This is a genomic window from Mesorhizobium tamadayense (assembly GCF_003863365.1).
GTDB classification, from domain to species: Bacteria; Pseudomonadota; Alphaproteobacteria; order Rhizobiales; family Rhizobiaceae; genus Mesorhizobium; species Mesorhizobium tamadayense.
In genome coordinates, this window is the sequence record NZ_RQXT01000006.1 from 99,818 (window position 1) to 119,309 (window position 19,492).

Sequence of the window (19,492 nt, forward strand, 5' to 3'; positions counted from 1 at the left end):
TCCCTACGATCTAGCTGTTCGCTAGGTTCATCTTGTCGAGCGCCAGCTTGGCGGCGTCATCGTTAGCCCAGAAATGCATGAAGAAGAGCCGCGGCTGCTCTTCCAGCATGTGACTATGCAAAGCCGTCACCTCGATGCCGTTGTCGCGCAGAGTTCGAAGAACGGGATTCACCTCTGAAGCGATCAGGACGAAATCTCCCGTGATCGCCGCCTTGCCGGCCCCGGTCGGCTGGAAATTGATGGCGATGGCGCTGCCCATCGATGCCGGGACCGCCATGCCGCCGTCGGTGATCTTTTCGGCTCGCGGGATGCTGAACTGATAGACGCTTTCGCTCGCCTTGCCTTTGCGGCCAATGGCCTGGTCGACGGCGAAACCGATCTGCTGGGCGGAAGCTTGTGTTTGCGCTGCATTCCCCATCGGCGTCTTGCTCAAGGCCAGTCCGTCGTGAAGTGCCGTGGCGAGCGTGACCGGATCGCCCTGGCCAAAGACATGCATGTAGAGGGTCATCGGCTCGGCGCGCAGCAAATGGTTGTGCAACGCGGTGATCTCGATCCCGGTTTCTTCAAGCTTCTTCATGACCGGGTTCGCCTCGTCCTGGGTCAGGACGATGTCCCCCATGACCATTGCCTGGTTTCCCATGGGCTCGAACGCGATCCAGCCTCCGAGGGCAAACCCTGGTTTCAGGGATACGCCATCAAGCGATACCTTCAGGTCGGTTCGCAGCAGTCCGACCCGGTAGACGCCATCAGGCATTTCCGTTCCGGCTTTGCCGAACGTCTTTGCTACCATTTTCCAATCTGGGGCAGCCGAGGCGGGCTGGAGCAGCGCCGACGTCCAGCAGCATTGCACCAGCCATGAGTTTTGCATGCATGGGGTTTCTCCTTGTGATTTGCCCCCATTGCCCAATTCATCACGCCGCCGCCGGCTTCATGGCGGGTGGCCAACTATGCGTCTCCGCCTTGCGACGCGAAGCCCAAGCATAGAGCGCGTCATAGATGACGAATCCGTGTTTCAGTACCTCGTGGTCGTCCGGACTGAGGTCCCGCAGTCCCATTGAGATGGCAAGCAGCCCTGCCGACTGTGGCGTCAGATCGTGCCGGTCCGTGTCGGCGCCGCGCACGATCGCGGCGATGGTCACGATCGCCGGGTCGCGCTCAAGACCGTATTTGGAAACGAAAGTGTCGAAGCTGCAGCCGTCGCCGACATGGGTGAATTCGACGTCGGGCACGTCGTAGGGCGTGGCGCCCGTCTCGTTGGCAACCTTGACTACCTGATCGGGCGGCACGAAGAGGAACTCCGGTTCCTTGTCGATGAAACGCTCAATCAGCCAGGGGCAGGCAATACGATCGATGACCGGACGTTCGCGGGTAACCCATTTCATGGCGCAATCCTTTCTTCACTGGTCAGAGGGATGGTGGGCGCGCCGATCGCGTGCCAAGCGGCAATGCCACCCGAAAGCGCTACTGCGTCGACGCCGCGCCGCCGCAGTTCGGCCACCGCGTCGCCCGAGACCTGAAAGCCATAAAGGCAATAGACGATGACCGGCATGTCCTTCGGCAGCTCATCCGCCCAGTCGGCGATCTTCTCCGGGGCACGAAGCTTGGCTCCAGGCAGCATGTCGCTGCGTTTTGCCATATCCTCTGCGAGGCAGACGTCGAGCAGAACGAGATCTTCTCCACTATCAAGGCGCGCCCGCAGTTCCTCCGGCGCGACCGCCGGAACACTTTCAAGCGATTCGGGTCTCAGTGCGGGATCGGGCTGCGCGATGGCTCGGCGGTGGCGGGCAGCGACTCGCTCCCAATGAATGTTCTTCATGAAGGCATCGACATACGCGCCGGCCTTGGCGCCGAAATCGAGATGATAGGCGTGCTCGTACATGTCGAGCGCAAGGATGGGTACGCCGCCGGCGAGGCAGTTGGTGTGGTCCGCTGCCCATTGGATCATGAGCCTGTCGCGCCGCTCCGACCAGGTCAGCAGAGTCCACCCGGAGCCTCCGGCCTGCGCCTTGGCGCATGCCGTGAATTTGGCGCGCCAAGCCGCCACGCTGCCGAAGTCCCGCTCCAGCGCTGCAGCGAGATCGCCGGCCGCATCCCCGGAGCCGCCCAGCCCGTCGAAATAGATTTCGTGCAGGATCGCCGAGTTGGCGGCGACCAGCTCCTCCCGCTTCAGCCCGTTGATATCGAAGACCGGTGCCGCGTTCCAATCGAGTTCGTCGAGCCGCCGTTCGATTGCATTAAGGCGGCGAACGGCACCGCCATAGTTGTTCTCGTAATGGCTCGCTAGCAGCCGTTCGGAAAGGCCCTCGAGCCGGGGCGGCTTGAATGGCAGTGGCATGATCTGGTGGGGCATCTTTTCCTCGCTCCGGAGCACGGGCTATCCGTCGGGAGTCGAACGCTATGCCCAAACAAGAGATGATACAAGTGTTGCATTTCAATCCGCCCGTGATACGGTTTCACTTATGAGTGAGGGGAGATCGACGGAAGGACGTTGGCTGCTGCTTATCCATCAGCTGCCAAGCAAGCCGGCTTATTTCCGCGTGAAGATCTGGCGGCGGCTGCAAGGCATCGGCGCGGTCGCAGTCAAAAGCACCGTTTACGCACTGCCGGCCAACGCCGAGATGCAGGAGGATTTCGAATGGCTTCTGAAGGAGATCGTCGCGGGCGGCGGTGAAGCCATGATGTGCGAGGCGCGCCTTGTCGATGGCCTGTCGGATGCTCAGGTCCGGGCGCTGTTCGACGCCGCGCGTGACGCCGACTATGCGGAGATCGTTAAGGGGGCGCGAGAACTGGCAACTGAGATCGAGGCAAACGCGACGTCGGAAAAGCATGCGGAAGCGCGTTCGCAACTCGGCCGCCTGCGAAAGCGGCTCGCCGAAGTCGTGGCGATCGATTTTTTCGGGGCCAGCGGTCGCCTTGCAGTCGAGGGATACTTCGCCGAGGTCGAGGCAATGCTTGAACAGGATGAGCCCATGACGAAGGAACCCAAAGCGGCTGCCGAACCGGGCGCGCTCAAGGGCCGGATCTGGGTCACGCGCCGCGATGTACATGTCGACCGCATTGCCTGCAGCTGGCTGATCCGTCGCTTCATCGATGCCGACGCAACGATCCGCTTCGTTGCGGGAAAGGGATATGTGCCGAAGGAGGGTGAATTGCGCTTCGACATGTTCGAGGGCGAGATCACCCATGAGGGGGATCGCTGCAGCTTCGAGGTACTGCTTGCCCGCGCCGGAATAGCCGATCCGGCGTTGCAGGCCATCGCGGAGGTCGTACACGATATCGATCTCAAGGACGGCAAGTTCAATCGCGAGGAGACTACCGGCATTGCCAGCTTGATCGCCGGTATCGCGATGGCGAATGCAAGCGACGAGCAAAGGATCGCCGAGGGCGCTTCGGTATTCGACAACCTCTATCGCTATTTCCGCTCGAAAAAAGGGTGACTGAGCCATGGCAAATCCAAACGGCGCCATGACGGCACCAACCCAGCCGACCGAAGTAACGGGCCATGGCGTTTCGTTCGCCGAGGCAACGCGGGTGTGGGCTCGCGTCGCCGCGCTCAGTTTCGGCGGGCCGGCCGGTCAGATTGCCATGATGCACCGGATCATTGTCGAGGAAAAACGCTGGATCGGCGAGACGAGGTTCCTGCATGCGCTGAATTATTGCACGCTGCTGCCCGGTCCGGAGGCGCAGCAATTGGCCATCTACATCGGCTGGCTCATGCACAAGACCAAAGGGGGCCTTGTCGCTGGCATCCTGTTCGTGCTGCCGGGCGCGATCGCCATCATGGCGCTCAGCTGGATTTATGCAATTTTCGGCAATGTTGGTGCGGTTCAGGCGCTCTTCTTCGGCCTGAAGGCTGCGGTCCTTGCGATCGTGCTTGAAGCAGTTTCGCGGATCGGCAGGCGGGCGCTCAAAAACAATGTCATGATCGGGCTCGCGGCAGCGGCCTTTCTTGCTCTTTTTCTCTTCCACGCGCCGTTTCCGTTGGTCATCCTGATCGCCGGCGCGATCGGTTTTGTCGGCGGGCGAGCGGGCTGGGCCTCATTCACCCCAGGCAACGGCCACGGCAAGGTCGGTGGCATGCAGGTCGCCGATGCCGATACAGTTCTGGGCGAAGGGGTACCAGCACATGCTCGGCCACCCGTCGGCTGGTCGCTGAAGATTGCAGCGGTGTTTCTGGCGCTATGGTTCGTGCCGGTCCTGGGATTGCTGGTGTTGCTTGGGCAAGGCAATGTCTTCACCGACATCGCCATCTTCTTTTCCAAGATGGCGATGGTGACCTTCGGCGGAGCCTATGCGGTGCTCGCTTATGTCGCGCAGCAAGGTGTCGAGCACTATGGCTGGCTCAAGCCGGGAGAAATGCTGGATGGCCTCGGCATGGCCGAGACCACGCCCGGCCCGCTGATCATGGTCACCCAGTTCGTCGGTTTCATGGGCGCCTACCGGGCGCCAGGAGTGCTTAGCCCCCTTGTCGCCGGAACGCTCGGCGGCCTGCTAACGACGTGGGTCACGTTCGTTCCCTGCTTCCTATGGATATTTCTAGGCGCACCGTTCATGGAAACGATGCGCAGCAACAAGGCCCTGTCCTCGGCGCTGTCTGCCATTACTGCAGCAGTTGTCGGTGTGATCTTGAACCTGGCCGTGTGGTTCGCGCTTCATGTGCTGTTCCGCGAACTGCTTGAGGTCCACTGGCTCGGCATGAAGCTGGATGTGCCGGTGTTCAGCTCCTTGAATCTCCCCTCGCTGGTCCTTACGCTCGGCGCAATGCTTGCCGTTTTCCGTTTCAAGATCGGCATGATCCCGGTGCTGGTGGCATGCTCGATCCTCGGCCTGCTCTACGGCGTGGCGACCGGAACGATCTGAGCTTCTAGGCCCCGCACGCCCTTTGCCAAAGATTTGACGGACGCTTTGCCAGAACTGAACGTGGGGCAAATCGTTGGGCTGACGCCTCTCAGGGTCGTCGTGGGGAAAGCCTCTTGCCGAAGGCAGGACACACCTGCCAATTGTCAAGGAAGGCCAAACTTCCGCCCCGCCTTCCCTTTGAGACCAGCTTTGCGCCTTACTGCGCCGTCCAGCCGCCATCCATCGGCAGGGTTGTGCCGGTGATCTGCCTGGCGGCGTCCGAGCACAGGAACAGCGTCAGCGCGGCAAGCTCCTCGACGGTGACGAACTCCTTGGTCGGCTGGGCGGCGAGCAGCACGTCGTGCTTGACCTGCTCCTCGGTCATGCCGCGCGCCTTCATCGTGTCGGGGATCTGCTTCTCGACCAGCGGCGTCCAGACATAGCCGGGGGCGATCGCGTTGACGGTGATGCCGTCCTGCGCCACTTCCAGCGCCACCGTCTTGGTCAGGCCGGCAATGCCGTGCTTGGCCGAGACATAGGCCGACTTGAACGGCGAGGCGACCAGCGCGTGCGCCGAGGCCGTATTGATGATGCGGCCCCATTTGCGGCTCTTCATGCCGGGCAGCGCCGCCTTGATGGCGTAAAAGGCGGCAAGCAGGTTGATGCGGATGATCGCCTCCCATTTGTCGTCGGGAAACTCGTCGATCGGCGCGACATGCTGGATGCCGGCATTGTTGACCAGGATGTCGAGGCTACCGAACGCCGCTTCGGCCTCGCGGATCATCGCGGTCACCGCCGCGCCGTCCATCATATTGGCGCCCGAGTAGCGGCATTTGACGCCGAAATCCCTCTCGATGCCGGCCCGCTCCTGCTCGATCGCCGCGGCATCGCCAAGGCCGTTGATGGTGACGTTGGCGCCCTCGGCGGCAAAGGCGCGGGCGATTGCCAGGCCGATGCCGCTGGTCGAGCCGGTGACGAGCGCATTCTTCGAAGACAGGGAACCCATGAAAAATCTCGCGACAGATGGGAGGGATTATGAAGGCACATAGTTTGTGCGCCGCAGCATGACAATGCCATGGCCGTATGTCGCTGCGATTGCAATGTTGTGATGCTGTCCGGGAGCCGTGAAGCTGGCGCTCAAGGACCATGACATGGCACTGTCATGGTGCCGTGCAACATATTCTTCCTGCGCGTCTCGCGCGTGTCATCCTGAACCGATGGGTGAATAGCTTGGAAATCGACGATGTCGTGAAGCGCGCCTATGCGATGCCGCTCACCAATCCTTCCTTCCCGCCCGGCCCCTGCCGTTTCTTCGACCGCGAATACATCATCATCACCTACCGCACGACGCGCGAGGCGCTGGAGGCGGTGGTACCGGCGCCGCTGGAGATCGACGAGCCGCTGGTAAAATACGAGTTCATCCGCATGCCGGATTCGACCGGCTTCGGCGATTACACCGAGACCGGCCAGGTGATCCCCGTCCGCTTCGGCGGCCAGCATGGCGGCTATGTCCATTCCATGTATCTCGACGACGACGCGCCGATCGCCGGCGGCCGCGAGCTCTTGGGTTTCCCGAAGAAGCTTGCCGGCCAAAAGATCGTGCATGAGGGCGAGGTGGTGGTGGGCACGCTTCACTACGGCAGCGTTCTGTGCGCCACCGGCACGATGGGCTACAAGCACCGTGAGGCCGACCACGACCAGGTGCTCGCCTCGCTCGCCGCGCCCAACTTCCTGATCAAGATCATCCCGCATGTCGACGGCAGCCCGCGCATCTGCGAGCTGGTGCGCTACTACCTGACCGACGTGACGCTGAAGGAGGCCTGGACGGCGCCGGCCGCGCTCGACCTTCGGCCGCATGTCATGGCGGACGTGGCGAAGCTGCCTGTGCTGGAAATCGTCTCGGCAGTCCACTTCACCGCCGATTTGACGCTTGGGCTGGGCGAGGTCGTCCATGACTATCTCGCGGATCGCAGCCCGTCCGCGGTGAGCGCAATCCAGCCGGAGAAAGCTCGTGCTTGAACGCACCCGAAACAAGGCGGTCGCCGCCACCATCCAGGAAATCTCGCAGCAATATGACCGTGTCGCCCTGGTGTTCCAGGGCGGCGGCGCGCTGGGCGCTTATCAGGCCGGCGTCTATCAGGCGCTTTCCGACGCCGGCTGCGAGCCGACCTGGCTCTCCGGCGTTTCGATCGGCGCGATCAATGCCTCGATCATCGCCGGCAACGAGCCGAGCCGGCGCCTGCAGCGGCTGGAGCAGTTCTGGCAGACGGTCTCCGGCCGCAAGATCTGGGCCTACAAGCCCGAAGGCGACATCTATCGCGACATCCGCAACCGCACCTCGTCGTGGATGACGATGGCCATGGGCCAGCCCGGCTTCTTCAAGCCGCGCAATCCCAACCCGTGGTTTCAGCCGCCGGGCGCTGATGGCGCAACCAGCTTCTACGACACCGCCGAGCTGAAGGACACGCTGGAGAGCCTGATCGACTTCGACGTGCTGAACGACGGCAGGAAGCGGCTGAGCGTCGGCGCGGTCAATGTCAGGACCGGCAACTTCATCTATTTCGACACCGACAAGGTGCACATCGAGCCGGAGCACATCATGGCGAGCGGCGCGCTGCCGCCGGCCTTCCCATCGATCCGCATCGAGGGCGAGTATTACTGGGACGGCGGCATTGTCTCCAACACGCCGCTACAATACCTGCTCGATCAGGAAGAGGACCGTTCGTCGCTCGTCTTCCAGGTCGATCTGTTCAGCGCCCGCGGAACCCTGCCGCGCGGCATGACGGACGTGCTGTCGCGCCACAAGGACATCATGTATTCGAGCCGCACACGCCAGAACACCGACAATTTCCAGCGCATCCATGCGCTCAAGATGAAGCTGCTCGATGCCCTCAAGCGCGTTCTGCCGGAACTGCTGAAAGAGGGCGAGAAGGCGCTGATCGCCGACTATTCCGACGCCGGCGTGGTCAACATCGTCCACCTGATCTACCAGCACAAAGGCTATGAAGGCCACGCCAAGGACTATGAGTTCTCGGGCACCTCAATGCGCGAGCACTGGGAAATGGGCCTCGAGGACACCGAGCGCACGCTGCGCCACAAGCAGTGGCTGATGCTGCCGACCAATGTCGAAGGCGTCGCCATCCACGACCTGCACCGCGAGGATCCGACTTAGGATTCGACGACCGCTCCGGTACCGAACGCCCTCTTCGTCGAGTTCCGTCACACCCCCCTCTGTCCTGCCGGACATCTCCCCCGCAAGGGGGGAGATTGGCAGCTCGACCGTCGGCGTTCATTTTCCAACGTTGATGATTGGCGACAGCCGGCGTGACATCCGATCTCCCCCCTTGCGGGGAGATGTCCGGCAGGACAGAGGGGGGCGCTGTCCCGCAAGCGTTACGGGATAACCCGAAGGGGCACGGAGCCTCAAAGCTGGCACCGTTGACGCCATTGCCGCCGCTCAGAACACCTGGCGGAAGACCACGAAGAGCGCGAAGGACAGCGCGATCGAGCAGGGCAGCGTGAGCACCCAGGCAAGCAGCAGGTTGCGCACCGTCGCCCACTGCAGGCCGGAGCCGTTCGCCGCCATCGTGCCGGCAACGCCTGACGACAGGACGTGGGTGGTCGACACCGGCAGGCCGAGGCGGTCGGCCATGCCGATCGTCACCATCGCCACCAACTCGGCTGCAGCGCCCTGGCCATAGGTCAGATGGCTCTTGCCGATCTTCTCGCCGACGGTGACGACGATGCGCTTCCAGCCGACCATGGTGCCGAGGCCGAGCGCCAGCGCGACGGCGATCTTCACCCACAGCGGGATGAACTTCGTCGCGTTGTCGACCGCCTTGTGATAGTCGGTCACCGCCTTCAGGTCGTCGGCCTGCATCGGCAGCAGCTTTCTCTTGTCGATCAGCTTCAGCGCTTCGCCGATCAGGTAGATGTCGTTGCGGGCGTTGCTGACCAGGTCGGTCGGGACTTTGTCGACCGAGGCATAGGGCTGCAACCCGGCGGTCGTGTCGTGGATATAGGTCTGCAGCGCCACCGTTGTCTGGTCGCTCCAGGTCTTGGTCCGCACGGCGTCCTGAACCGCGGCTTTCGCGTCGGCGACGGTCACCCCCGGCTTGACATATTTGCCCAACGTCCACCATGTCCCACTCCTTTTGCCTTGCAGCAAAGAACCGGGACGAACGCTATGTCTCCAGGATGAAGCTGGTGTGACGCCCTGCAACCTATCCGGCTATCTTGAGAAGCGAGGAAACCAGGAGCTTGCGCTCCTCCGGCGAGAGCACGTCGGAATCGAAAAGATCCATGCTGCGCAGCCCTTCGATGGCGAGGAAGCAGACCAGCAGCGAGCCGAGATCGTCCGTTTCCCCCTTCAGCCGTTCGAACAGCTGCCGCTTGAACGCTTTTATCGGCGTCAGGAATTCCGGATCCTCTGCGATCGCAGAGAACATCCAGGAAGCCGACGGTTTCGGCTTCTCGCAGTTATCGGCCGAAAGCCGTATGTAGGCCGCGAGCACGCTTTCGTCGCTGGCTTCGGTCGTACGTTCTTCAAGCGCCTTTTCAAAAGCATCGAGGTAATTCTCGACCAGCCCCTGCATCAGCTTGGCCTTGGTCGGGAAATTGTAGAGCAGGCCGCCCTTCGAGACGCCGGCGCGGCTGGCAACGGCGTCGAGCGACAGGCTTCCCGGACCCGCCTCGCGCGCCACGTCGGCGGCGGCAGCCAATATCCTGCCGCGTGAATTTGCCCTGCGAGCCTTCATCACGCCTCCCTTACATTAGCCTATGCGGAATTGACAAGACCGTCCAGACGGTACAGTAAAGCGCCCGCAATTTGAAATCGGGACCCATCATCGGTATGTGTCCCGGCATCGACGTTTTGCCGGTTGCCGGCTCGAGGGGACTGTCCGTGAAGCGCTTCTTTATCATCACTGGAATCCTGCTTCTGCTCATTTTGGTGTGCGGCGGCATCGTCGGCTTCAACATCCTGCGCGACAACGGCATCAAGCAGTTTTTCGCCACCATGAAGCCGCCGGCCGCGACCGTCTCCACGGTGATCGTCAAGCCGTCGAGCTGGACACCGGGGATCGAGGCGATCGGCACCGTCAATGCCGTGCGCGGCGTCGACCTGACCGTCGAAACCACCGGCATCGTCAAGGAGATTCTCTTCCACGCCAATCAGAAGGTTACCGACAACGCGGTTCTGTTGCAGCTCGACGACGCCGTCGAACGCGCCGATCTCGAGGCGCAGAAGGCGCAGGCCGCATCCGATCAGGCGGCGCTGACCCGAGCGCTCGAATTGCAGCGGCGCGGTGTCGGCACCGACGCGACGCTCGACGCCGCGCGCGCGGCGGCAACCGCTTCCGCTTCGCAGGTGAACAAGCTTCAGGCGGTCCTCGAGCAGAAACAGCTGACAGCGCCCTTTAGCGGCACTGCGGGCATTCCGAAGATCGATGTCGGCCAGTACCTGGCGCCTGGCAACTCGGTGGTGACGCTCCAGGATCTCGATACAATGCGCGTCGACTTCACCATTCCCGAACAGCAGCTGTCGTCGCTGAAAATCGGCCAGACAATCCGCCTCGGCGCGAGCGGCACGGACCTGCCCTTTGCCGGCTCCATTCGCGGCATCGATCCCAAGATCGACCCGGCGAGCCGGCTGGTGTCGATCCGCGGCGAGGTCGCCAATCCTGAAGGCAAGCTGACCCCGGGCCAGTTCGTTCAGATTCGCGTCGAACTGCCTGAGGAAAGCAATGTCATTTCCATTCCGCAGACGGCCGTGACGTCCAGCCTTTACGGCGACTATGTCTTCGTGGTGGTGCCGGCCAAGCCCGATGATGCCGGCGCGGAAAAGCCTGCCGGTGATGCCGCCAAGCCGCAAGCCGATGCCTCGAAGCCGGCCTCCGATACGGCAAAGCCGGCTGCTGACAACGCTCAGAAGCCGGCCGATGTAGGGCAGCAGCCGGCGCTCGTTCTGTCACAGGTGTTCGTCAAGCTCGGCCGCCGCAACAACGGCATGGTTGAGATCGTCGAGGGCCTGAAGGCAGGCGACGAGGTCGTTACTGCCGGTCAGAACCGGCTCTTCAACGGCATGTCAGTTGCCGTCGACAACACCATCGATCCCAGCAAATCGGCGAACAGACAGGTTCAGCAATGAGCTTTTCCGACATCTTTATTCGCCGGCCAGTCCTCTCGACGGTGCTGGCCTGCATGATCTTGCTCCTGGGTTTCCAGGGCATCTTCAACCTGTCGATCCGCCAGTATCCGAAGGTCGACGAGACGGCGATCACCATAACCACCGCCTATCCTGGCGCCAGCGCCGACCTGATCCAGGGCTTCATCTCCGCCCCGATCGCGCGCGCCGTCGCCTCGACGGAAAACATCGACTACGTCACGTCATCGAGCCGCCCGTCTTCCAGCACCGTGACGGTGCAGATGAAGCTCGGCTCCAACCCCGACGTGGCGCTCACCGAGGTGCTGTCGAAGGTGCAGAGCGTGCGCGGCGACTTGCCGGACGCCTCCAAGGACCCGGTGATCGTAAAGGGCACCGGCCAGCAGTTCGCGATGATGTACATCTCGATGCAGAATCCGAACATGACGAAGGAGCAGCTCACCGAGTATATCGAGCGCGTCGTGCGGCCGCGCATCTCGACGGTGGAAGGCGTTGCCGATGTCCAGATCTTCGGCGCCGAGGAATATTCGATGCGCGTCTGGATCGATCCGATCAGGCTGGCAGCGCGCGGCGTGACGGCGGCCGATGTGCTGACCGCGATCAACAACTCCAACTTCCTGTCCGCCCCCGGCAACACCCAGAACGAATATGTGGTCTCCTCGATCACGGTTCGCTCCACGCTGCAGACGCCGGAGGCCTTCTCCCAACTGCCGATCCGTTCGACCGACGGACAGGTCGTGCGCCTGCGCGACGTGGCGCGCGTCGAGCTCGGCGCCGCAAGCACCGACACCAGGGTGAGCTTCAACGGCAAGCCCGGCACCTTCCTCGCCATCTTCCCGACGCCTGCGGCCAACCCGCTGACGACGGCGGAGGCGATCCACAAGATCGTGCCGGTGATCCAGGACACCTTGCCCAAAGGCATGACGATCGAGATCGTCTATGATTCCACCGAGCAGATCAGCGCCTCGATCGAGGAGGTGTTCAAGACCATCGGCGAGGCGGTTGCCATCGTCATCTTGGTCATCCTCCTGTTCCTCGGCTCGTTCCGCTCGGTGATGATGCCGATCGTGACCATCCCGCTGTCGCTGATCGGCGTCTGCTTCCTGCTGTTTTCGGTCGGCTACTCGATCAATCTTCTGTCACTGCTCGCCATGGTGTTGGCGATCGGCCTCGTCGTCGACGACGCCATCGTGGTGGTGGAGAACATCCACCGCCACATGGAAGAAGAAGGCATGTCGCCAATGCAGGCGGCCTTCAACGGCATGCGCGAAATCTTCTCGGCTATCGTCGCCATGACCATTACGCTGGCCGCCGTGTTTGCGCCGCTGGCCTTCACCGGCGGCCTGACCGGTGCGTTGTTTCGCGAATTCGCGGTCACGCTGGCCGGCTCCGTGGTGCTGTCCGGCGTGATCGCCGTGACCGTCACGCCGATGATGTCGGCCCGCCTCCTGAAGGCAGGCGCGCACAGCCGATTCCAGCGCGTCGTCGACGGCACCTTCGGCCGCGTCGAGCACGTCTACGAGCGGGCCGTCACCGCCTCCTTGAGGAACCGGCCGGTGACGCTGATCATCGTCGCCGCGCTGGTCGCGCTCACCGGCTTCATGTTCACCAAGACTTCGGGCGAACTGGCGCCGGAGGAAGATCAGGGCTTCCTGCTCTCGATCGTGACCGGACCGCGCTACGCGACATCGGATTACACCGAGACCTATGTCAACCAGATCCTCGGGCTGGTGAGGGACATCCCTGAGACCAGGGCGCAGTTCTCGGCCGTCGCTTTCGGCGGCCAGACCAACGGCGCCTTCGTCGGTTTCGCCTTCAAGGATTGGGCGGAGCGCCAGCGCAACTCGAAGGAGCTGCAGGCCGACATCCAGGGGCGGCTCGCCAAGGTCGCCGGCGTCGAAGCCTTCGTCTTCGCGCCGCCGACGCTGCCGGGCTCCGGCGGCGGCTTGCCCATCTCCATGGTGGTGCGCTCGACCGGCGCTGCCTCCGAGGTCTTCGACCAAGCCGAGAAGATCAAGAAAAAGGCGCAGGATTCCGGCCGCTTCATCGTCGTGCAGAACTCGATGTCCTATGACGCGCCGCAAGTGACCGTCACAATCGACCGCGAGCGCGCCGCGGCGCTGAACCTGCCGATCGCCGATATCGGCCGCACGCTGACGCTCCTGGTCGGCGGCGCCGAGGTGGCGCAGTTCGATCGCGACTCCAACAGCTACGACATCATCCCGCAGGTGCCTCAGCAGTTCCGCGACAATCCGGAGAAGCTCGCCGAGTATTTCGTGCGCAGCGTGGACGGCAAGATGGTGCCGCTGTCGGCGGTGGTGAAGATCTCGACCAACGCCTCGCCGGCGGCGATCGAGCAGTTCAACCAATTGAACTCGGCCACGATTTCCGCCCTACCCTTGCCCGGCGTGACGACCGGCGACGGGCTGAAGGTGCTGGAGGATCTCGCCAGGGAGACGCTGCCCGATACCTTCTTCATCGACTATTCCGGCCAGTCGCGGCAGGAGAAGGAGCAGGGCAATACGATCCTGATCGCCTTCGCGGCCGCCGTGCTCGTCATCTATCTGGTGCTGGCCGCCCAGTTCGAGAGCTTCCGCGACCCGCTGATCATCATGATGGCGGTGCCGCTGTCGATCTTCGGCGCCATCGTGCCGCTCAACATCGGACTTGGTACCCTCAACATCTATACCCAGGTCGGCCTAATTACGCTGATCGGCCTGATCACCAAGCACGGCATCCTTCTGGTCGAGTTCGCCAACCAGCAGCGCGAGATCCACGGCATGCGGCGGCGCGACGCCATCATCGCCTCGGCCAAGGTGCGCCTGCGGCCGATCCTGATGACGACGGCGGCGATGGCGCTCGGCGTGGTGCCGCTGATCATCTCCAGCGGCGCGGGCGCGGCTGCGCGCTACTCGATGGGCCTCGTCATCTTCACCGGCATCCTGGTCGGCACCATGTTCACGCTCTTCGTCGTGCCGATGTTCTACACCTTCATCGCCAGCAGTGATCTGCCGCATCTCGCCGAGAAGCCCGATCCGAAGCTGATGCCGGCGCTACCGGACTGAAGCAATTGAAAAGCGCATGGCGCTTGTCCGTCCGCAATTGCGTTAAGAAATTGAGCGGGAAACTGAACCGCTCCGAACAAAAAATGAGGCCGGAAATTTTCCGGCCTCATTTTTGGCGGTCGCTCCCGCGGCTTCGGCGCATTCGGCCGAAGGCGGCAACCTGCCTGCTACTTGACGATGACGATGCTGGTATTGGCCACGCCGAAAGCCTCGACAAGCTGATAGAAGTCGGCCGCGGCATCGGGATGCAGGCGCACGCAGCCATGCGAGGCCGGCCGGCCGAGGCGGTTGATGGCGTAGGTCGCGTGCACGGCATAGCCGCCGCTGAAGAACACCGAATGCGGCATCGGCGCATTGTCGTATTTCTTCGAATACCACATCTCATGCATGCGGGTCGGCTTGAACGACCCCGTTGGCGTGATGTGCCCTCTGTCGCCCGTCGACACCTTCCAGGTGAAGGTCGGCCGGCCGTCGACCGTGACTTCCATGACCTGCTGCGACAGCGAAACCTTGGCGACGATCTGATTGGCGTGGGCGGCATTGCTGCCGAAAAGCAGTGCCGCGCCGGTGAGCGCCGCGGCTGTGACGTTGATGAGCTTGGCGGAAATGGCGGTGTGCATGACGATCCCTCTCTTTTTATGCCGGTCGGGCCGGCTTCAATTCGATGGATCGCTTTATCGTGGTCACCTGTTTCAGGCTTATTTCGCTTAATGCTCGTTATTGTTTCGAATCTGTTTCCCTAAGTTAACGGCGCCGGCCCGAAGGAACCCCACTCATAGATCCCGCGATCCCGCATGGGTTAACGGCAGTGAAGGGAAGTTGGCAAACGAACCCAGCATGGCTCTGATATGAAAGCCATTTCGCCAATCTCGAAACCCAATTGCAACAAAACGCAGCTTGCGCGGCATGATGCGGATACAGGCCGACGACAATGTTGACGCAACGGGAACAGACATCAGCAAACGAAAATGGGCAGGAAATCGAACCTACGCTCCTGGCTTCTCGGGATCGGCGTCTCGGCGGTCATCCTTGGTGGCGCCGGCTCCGTCGCCGGCAACCCCGTGACGACGCTTGGCGCCATGAATTTTGGTGCCATGAATTCCGGCGAGGTTTCGACGCCGCACACTGCACTGTTCATCGCCACGGTCTGGATCGTTTCCAGCCTGCGCGTCCACTGGCTGAAGGCCCTCTGGCGGGTCGGCCTTCGGCTGATGAGGATGCGCGGCCCCTCCGGCTACTTGCTGCCGAGAGGACCGAAGGCCCGCGCCGCAGCGGGGGGCTCCGTAGGCGGCGCGGGCGCTTCGGGAGTTTCCTGAAGCACCGATGCATATCGATTTTAGGGGTTAATCAAATGATTTTAGGGGTTAATCAAATGAAGACCAAATTTGCTGCGTCGGTGCTTTCCGCACTGCTCTATGCACAGGGGCTGCTTGGCTTTGCCGCACTCGCAACGGTGCTTCTGAAGGAGCGCGCCCATGCCGAAATCACCGTCAGCGCCGACATGCCATCGGGTCCTTCGGTCCTCGTGGTGCGATAAGCGCCCGGCATCGGATCCAAAAGTGCAGATCGGCTTTGGGGGGATCCGATGCCAGATCAGAAAAATGCCCTGACCTCAATCGCCGCGCGGCGTCGGCGGATCGAAGCGGTAGCCGGCGCCCCTGATGGTGGTGATGGTCTCCGTGTCGAGCTTGCGGCGCAACCTCACGATACGCGAATCGATCGAGCGGTCGAAAGCGTCGGCATTCTCGGCCGGCGCGGCGGCGATGATGTCGTCGCGCGTCAGCACCTTTCGCGGGCTCGCCAGAAACAGTCTCAACAGCGCCACCTGCCCAGGCGACAGCTGATGCTCGGCGCCGGAGCGGTGCATGACCATGGCCGACCTCAAATCGACGGTGGCGTTCTCCAGCACGATCAGTTCCTGGGTGTTGCGGCCGCGCCGCGTCAGCAGGCCGCCGATGCGCGCCGCGAGCTCGCGCACGTTCAGCGGACTTTGCACCACGTCGGCGGCGCCAAGCTCGAGCGCCAGCACCTTGTCGACGAGATCGGCGGGCCGGCAGATCAGGATGAAGTCAGCGCCGCCCTCGCCGCCGTAGCGCTTGAGCAGCTCGCGCCCCTCCGCTTGGCTCACGTCGTCACCGACGACCACGACATCGATGCCTCCGGCCGAAAGCAGCGATTCGGCCTCCCAGGGCTGGCGCGCCTGGCGCACGTAATGCCCGCGCCGCTCGAGATGGTCGGCGAGATCGCCGGCCACCACTTCGGCAACGGATACAAGCGCGACGACGGATCGTGCTGCCATTTTCTTCACCCCGCCACAGACAACCCGATATGAGCGCTGGACATCATGTTTACACCCAATCTACTTTCCGCTCAAAGCGGGAGCGAGACCATTGTGAAGGCGCGCATCATCGTCGTCGAGGACGAGCCGGATCTGAGGGAAGCGGTTGCCGAGTATCTCGGCGCCAATGGCTATGACGTCGCCACGGCCGAGAATGCCGCGGCGGCGCGCAGCCTGCTCGACGCGCAGCCCTTCCACCTCGCCATCCTCGACATCGCCATGCCCGGCGAGGACGGCCTGTCGCTCGGCCGCTGGCTGCGCTCCAAGACCCAGATCGGCATCATCTATGCCACCGCCGCCGGCACCGCGCTCGACCGCATCGTCGGCCTGGAGCTCGGCGCCGACGACTACATCGTCAAGCCCTATGAGTTGCGCGAAGTGCTGGCGAGGGTCCGCAGCGTGCTGCGCCGCGTGCCGCAGCCGGTCGCGCCGCAGGCCGCGAAGGCCGAGGCAGCAGGCACGCGTCGTTTCATGACCTTCGGCGGCTTCCAGGCCGATTTCGACGGCAGGCTGGTGACCGCCGCCAACGGCGCGGTCATCGAGATGGCCAAGAGCGAGTTCGACGTGCTGGAGGTTTTCCTCACCCGTGCCAACCGGCTTCTGACGCGGGCTGCGATCTCGGAGGCGATCGGCTTCGTCGAAGATCCGGAATCGTCGCGTGCCGTCGACATCCGCATCATGCGCCTGAGGAAGAAGATCGAGGCCGATCCCGCCAATCCGAAATTCCTGCGCACGGTGCGCGGCGAAGGCTATATCTTCTCGCTGCCGACTAGCGAGGCCAACTGAGCCTGAGCCACAGCGGCTCGATACGTCCGATATCCAAAGCCGGCGCCGTCACCCGCACGTCCTTCCGGATGCGCAAGGGACGCTGTAGCATTCTGATCCTGCGCACCTGGAAACCGCGATCGATTTTCGGGGCTTGCGTGCTGGATTTCATAGTTTACCGATATGGCTCCGGGGATGACGTTCGACGATGACCGCTGAAGCCGCACACACGGATATGCCGGGCTCCCGCCAAGGCGCCGCTATGGCGGCCGTCCATGTCGTGCGCCGCCTGCGCGAGGCCGGCGACTGGCAGCGCGAGATGGACGGCATATTGGAAGCGTTGTGCCGGGCCATGGACTGCCAGCGCGGCATTCTCTTCCGCCTGCGCGAGCTGCCGGGCCAGGGCTTCGCCCAGTCCGTTTCGGCCTACTGGATCGACGCTGACTTCGGCGGCGAGCTGGCATCGCCGACGGTGATCGTGCAATCGATCATCAACGCGGATCCGCTTCTGGAACGGTTGCAGGAGGACGAACGGCAGGGCAAGGTCTTTGCCGGCCACACGCGCAATCTCGAAGGTTTTTTGCGGACCGATTTCGAGAAGCAGAACATCAAGTCCTTCCTGTCGGTCTCGGTCTTCGCGCATGGCCATCTCTGGGGCACGCTTGCCGTCAACGACTGCGTCGCCGAACGCGAATGGACCGACGAGGAAGAGGCGACGCTCCACATCATCGCGCTCGCCATCGGCGACGCCATCGAACATTCCCCCTCCGATGCGCATGCCAGCGAAGTCATCCGCCGCACCATGCTGCAGGCCTCGCTCGACGCCATCATCGTCATCGACGAGGCGGGCTCGATCATCGAGTTCAATCCCGCGGCCGAGAAGATGTTCGGCTTCCCGCGCAGCGACATCCTCGGCAAGGACCTGCTCGACACCATCGTGCCGATCTATTACCGCAAGGGCTATGCCTCGGGCGCCGAATACATGTCGGGCCGCGGCGCGCCGATGGTCGGCCAGCGGATGGAGACCGTCACCCAGAATGCCGCCGGCGAGGTGTTCCCGATCGAACTGACGGCAACCGAGATGCGTGTCGCCGACCGCCGTCTGATCTTCGGCTCGATCCGCGACCTGCGCGAGAAGCTGCACGCCGAAGAAGAGATCAACCGCCAGCGCGAGAAGCTGCACCAGAACGAAAAGATGGCAGCGATGGGCTCTCTGCTCGCCGGCGTCTCGCACGAGCTCAACAATCCGCTGGCGGTGGTGGTTGCACAATCGACCCTGCTGCATGAATTCGCGACCGACCCGCAGACCAAGGTGCGCGCCGAGAAGGTGCGCGCGGCCGCCGAACGCTGCGGCCGCATCGTCAAGAGCTTCCTGTCGATGGTGCGCCTGCATCCGACCGAGCAGGCCGAAACCGACCTCAACCAGGTGATGCGCTCGGCGCTCGAAGTCACCGCCTATGGCGCGCGCTCCAGCGGCATCGTTATCGACACCGATTTCGCCAACGGCCCGCTGCTCGCCATGGCGGACGCCGACCATATCACGCAGGTCGCGGCCAATTTCCTCATCAACAGCCAGCATGCGCTGGCCGGTGTCACCGGCGAACGGCGCCTCAAGGTGCGGACCTTCCGCAGCGAGCGCGGCAATCCCGGCTTCTCGGTCGAGGACAACGGTCCAGGCATTCCCGAGGCGATCCGCTCGCGCATCTTCGAATCCTATTTCACCACCAAGCCGGTCGGCGTCGGCACCGGCATCGGCCTGTCGATCTCGAAATCGATTGTCGAGCGCCACAAGGGCAACATCTGGTTCGAGGAGGTGCAGCCGCACGGCGCGCGCTTCGTCGTCCAGTTGCCGGCGATAACCGGCGATGCCGCTAAAGCCGGCGAGGGTCCGGCGCGATCGAGCGGGCTGCGCCATGCGCTGATCATCGACGACGAACCCGATGTCGCCGCTTCGCTCTCCGACATACTGGAGCTCATGGGGGTCAAGTCGCGTCTCGTGCCGAACTGGACATCCGCCGGCGAGGTGCTGGGCGGGCAGATGCCGCCGGACATCGTCTTTTCCGACCTGCGCATGCCGGGCACCAGCGGCATGTCGATCTACCGCGAGTTGCTGGCAGAACGGCCGGGACTGGCGCAGCGTTTCGTGCTGGTCACCGGCGACCTTATCGGCGCCAAGGCGGAAATCGAGGCGCTGCCGCCGCAGCAGCGGCCGCAGATCCTGGAGAAGCCGTTCTCGACGCTGGACGTCCGCGGCGTCCTCGCCGCCATCGCCGATCAGGCGGCCGGGGAGAGCTGAAATCCCGCGGCTCTATGGGATCTGTT

At 63.1% G+C, this 19,492-nt stretch carries 17 protein-coding genes and 1 pseudogene; 10 read left to right on the top strand and 8 right to left on the bottom strand.

Features of this window, described 5'->3' with window-relative positions:
* Positions 1-10 precede the first annotated feature (10 nt).
* The 3 genes from EH240_RS07245 to EH240_RS39825 are packed head-to-tail and all read right to left on the bottom strand — an operon-like array spanning position 11 to position 2,350.
* Positions 11-868, bottom strand: coding sequence for a DUF1259 domain-containing protein (locus EH240_RS07245; protein WP_124996844.1), 858 nt, complete (start codon positions 866-868; stop codon positions 11-13).
* Between the two features lie 43 nt (positions 869-911).
* On the bottom strand, positions 912-1,382 hold the full coding sequence (locus tag EH240_RS07250; RefSeq protein WP_124996732.1) for a chromate resistance protein ChrB domain-containing protein: 471 nt from the start codon (positions 1,380-1,382) through the stop codon (positions 912-914).
* Positions 1,379-2,350, bottom strand: coding sequence for a Fe-Mn family superoxide dismutase (locus tag EH240_RS39825; RefSeq protein WP_124996733.1), 972 nt, complete (start codon positions 2,348-2,350; stop codon positions 1,379-1,381). Before EH240_RS39825 ends, EH240_RS07250 begins: the two co-directional genes overlap by 4 nt.
* On the opposite strand from EH240_RS39825, the gene EH240_RS07260 reads away from it, so the two are divergent.
* Together EH240_RS07260 and chrA are read left to right on the top strand one after the other, a co-directional pair.
* The gene (locus EH240_RS07260) at positions 2,334-3,437 is read left to right on the top strand and encodes a chromate resistance protein ChrB domain-containing protein (RefSeq protein WP_245435856.1); all 1,104 of its coding nucleotides are present in this window, start codon (positions 2,334-2,336) and stop codon (positions 3,435-3,437) included. The genes EH240_RS39825 and EH240_RS07260 overlap by 17 nt on opposite strands.
* A 7-nt stretch (positions 3,438-3,444) precedes the next feature.
* Positions 3,445-4,860, top strand: a complete 1,416-nt coding sequence (chrA, locus tag EH240_RS07265) for a chromate efflux transporter (protein WP_124996734.1) — start codon at positions 3,445-3,447, stop codon at positions 4,858-4,860.
* Between the two features lie 196 nt (positions 4,861-5,056).
* Here chrA and EH240_RS07270 read toward each other — a convergent pair whose 3' ends face one another.
* Positions 5,057-5,845 (bottom strand): 3-hydroxybutyrate dehydrogenase, encoded by a 789-nt coding sequence (locus EH240_RS07270; RefSeq protein WP_124996735.1) that lies wholly within the window; start codon positions 5,843-5,845, stop codon positions 5,057-5,059.
* Positions 5,846-6,069: 224 nt separating this feature from the next.
* Between EH240_RS07270 and EH240_RS07275 the strand changes: the two genes are divergently transcribed.
* Positions 6,070-6,858 (top strand): acetoacetate decarboxylase, encoded by a 789-nt coding sequence (locus tag EH240_RS07275; protein WP_124996736.1) that lies wholly within the window; start codon positions 6,070-6,072, stop codon positions 6,856-6,858.
* Positions 6,851-8,011: a patatin-like phospholipase family protein gene (locus EH240_RS07280; protein ID WP_124996737.1), complete on the top strand. Its 1,161-nt coding sequence runs from the start codon at positions 6,851-6,853 to the stop codon at positions 8,009-8,011. Before EH240_RS07275 ends, EH240_RS07280 begins: the two co-directional genes overlap by 8 nt.
* Before the next feature lie 285 nt (positions 8,012-8,296).
* On the opposite strand, the pseudogene EH240_RS07290 reads toward EH240_RS07280, so the two are convergent.
* Positions 8,297-8,971: pseudogene (locus EH240_RS07290) on the bottom strand (inorganic phosphate transporter); the annotation flags it as partial.
* A 91-nt stretch (positions 8,972-9,062) separates the two neighbouring features.
* Positions 9,063-9,596: a TetR/AcrR family transcriptional regulator gene (locus EH240_RS07295; RefSeq protein ID WP_124996738.1), complete on the bottom strand. Its 534-nt coding sequence runs from the start codon at positions 9,594-9,596 to the stop codon at positions 9,063-9,065.
* Between the two features lie 95 nt (positions 9,597-9,691).
* Between EH240_RS07295 and EH240_RS07300 the strand changes: the two genes are divergently transcribed.
* Positions 9,692-10,987, top strand: coding sequence for an efflux RND transporter periplasmic adaptor subunit (locus tag EH240_RS07300; RefSeq protein ID WP_124996848.1), 1,296 nt, complete (start codon positions 9,692-9,694; stop codon positions 10,985-10,987).
* Positions 10,984-14,067 (top strand): efflux RND transporter permease subunit, encoded by a 3,084-nt coding sequence (locus EH240_RS07305; protein WP_124996739.1) that lies wholly within the window; start codon positions 10,984-10,986, stop codon positions 14,065-14,067. The genes EH240_RS07300 and EH240_RS07305 overlap by 4 nt, the downstream gene beginning before the upstream one ends.
* A 167-nt stretch (positions 14,068-14,234) precedes the next feature.
* Here the strand turns inward: EH240_RS07305 and EH240_RS07310 are convergent, their stop codons facing one another.
* Positions 14,235-14,687: a L,D-transpeptidase gene (locus tag EH240_RS07310; RefSeq protein ID WP_124996740.1), complete on the bottom strand. Its 453-nt coding sequence runs from the start codon at positions 14,685-14,687 to the stop codon at positions 14,235-14,237.
* Positions 14,688-15,035: 348 nt separating this feature from the next.
* Here EH240_RS07310 and EH240_RS07315 point away from each other — a divergent pair, with 348 nt between their 5' ends.
* Both EH240_RS07315 and EH240_RS07320 read left to right on the top strand, forming a co-directional pair.
* Positions 15,036-15,383, top strand: a complete 348-nt coding sequence (locus EH240_RS07315; protein WP_124996741.1) for a hypothetical protein — start codon at positions 15,036-15,038, stop codon at positions 15,381-15,383.
* A gap of 56 nt (positions 15,384-15,439) precedes the next feature.
* Positions 15,440-15,604, top strand: coding sequence for a hypothetical protein (locus EH240_RS07320; protein ID WP_124996742.1), 165 nt, complete (start codon positions 15,440-15,442; stop codon positions 15,602-15,604).
* A 75-nt stretch (positions 15,605-15,679) separates the two neighbouring features.
* Here the strand turns inward: EH240_RS07320 and EH240_RS07325 are convergent, their stop codons facing one another.
* Complete coding sequence (locus EH240_RS07325) at positions 15,680-16,366, bottom strand: response regulator transcription factor (protein ID WP_124996743.1); 687 nt, start codon at positions 16,364-16,366, stop codon at positions 15,680-15,682.
* Positions 16,367-16,459: 93 nt separating this feature from the next.
* Between EH240_RS07325 and EH240_RS07330 the strand changes: the two genes are divergently transcribed.
* Positions 16,460-17,191 (top strand): response regulator transcription factor, encoded by a 732-nt coding sequence (locus tag EH240_RS07330; protein ID WP_167483952.1) that lies wholly within the window; start codon positions 16,460-16,462, stop codon positions 17,189-17,191.
* A gap of 187 nt (positions 17,192-17,378) precedes the next feature.
* Positions 17,379-19,466: a sensor histidine kinase gene (locus EH240_RS07335; RefSeq protein WP_167483953.1), complete on the top strand. Its 2,088-nt coding sequence runs from the start codon at positions 17,379-17,381 to the stop codon at positions 19,464-19,466.
* Positions 19,467-19,492 lie beyond the last annotated feature (26 nt).

Excerpts from the sequence above, each read along its gene's own strand:
- EH240_RS07245 (WP_124996844.1), bottom strand. The coding sequence starts at position 868 with ATGCAAAACTCATGGCTGGTGCAATGCTGCTGGACGTCGGCGCTGCTC.
- EH240_RS07250 (WP_124996732.1), bottom strand. The coding sequence starts at position 1,382 with ATGAAATGGGTTACCCGCGAACGTCCGGTCATCGATCGTATTGCCTGC.
- EH240_RS07260 (WP_245435856.1), top strand. The coding sequence starts at position 2,334 with ATGATCTGGTGGGGCATCTTTTCCTCGCTCCGGAGCACGGGCTATCCG.
- EH240_RS39825 (WP_124996733.1), bottom strand. The coding sequence starts at position 2,350 with ATGCCCCACCAGATCATGCCACTGCCATTCAAGCCGCCCCGGCTCGAG.
- chrA (WP_124996734.1), top strand. The coding sequence starts at position 3,445 with ATGGCAAATCCAAACGGCGCCATGACGGCACCAACCCAGCCGACCGAA.
- EH240_RS07270 (WP_124996735.1), bottom strand. The coding sequence starts at position 5,845 with ATGGGTTCCCTGTCTTCGAAGAATGCGCTCGTCACCGGCTCGACCAGC.
- EH240_RS07295 (WP_124996738.1), bottom strand. The coding sequence starts at position 9,596 with ATGAAGGCTCGCAGGGCAAATTCACGCGGCAGGATATTGGCTGCCGCC.
- EH240_RS07300 (WP_124996848.1), top strand. The coding sequence starts at position 9,692 with ATGTGTCCCGGCATCGACGTTTTGCCGGTTGCCGGCTCGAGGGGACTG.
- EH240_RS07305 (WP_124996739.1), top strand. The coding sequence starts at position 10,984 with ATGAGCTTTTCCGACATCTTTATTCGCCGGCCAGTCCTCTCGACGGTG.
- EH240_RS07310 (WP_124996740.1), bottom strand. The coding sequence starts at position 14,687 with ATGCACACCGCCATTTCCGCCAAGCTCATCAACGTCACAGCCGCGGCG.
- EH240_RS07315 (WP_124996741.1), top strand. The coding sequence starts at position 15,036 with ATGGGCAGGAAATCGAACCTACGCTCCTGGCTTCTCGGGATCGGCGTC.
- EH240_RS07320 (WP_124996742.1), top strand. The coding sequence starts at position 15,440 with ATGAAGACCAAATTTGCTGCGTCGGTGCTTTCCGCACTGCTCTATGCA.
- EH240_RS07325 (WP_124996743.1), bottom strand. The coding sequence starts at position 16,366 with ATGGCAGCACGATCCGTCGTCGCGCTTGTATCCGTTGCCGAAGTGGTG.
- EH240_RS07335 (WP_167483953.1), top strand. The coding sequence starts at position 17,379 with ATGACCGCTGAAGCCGCACACACGGATATGCCGGGCTCCCGCCAAGGC.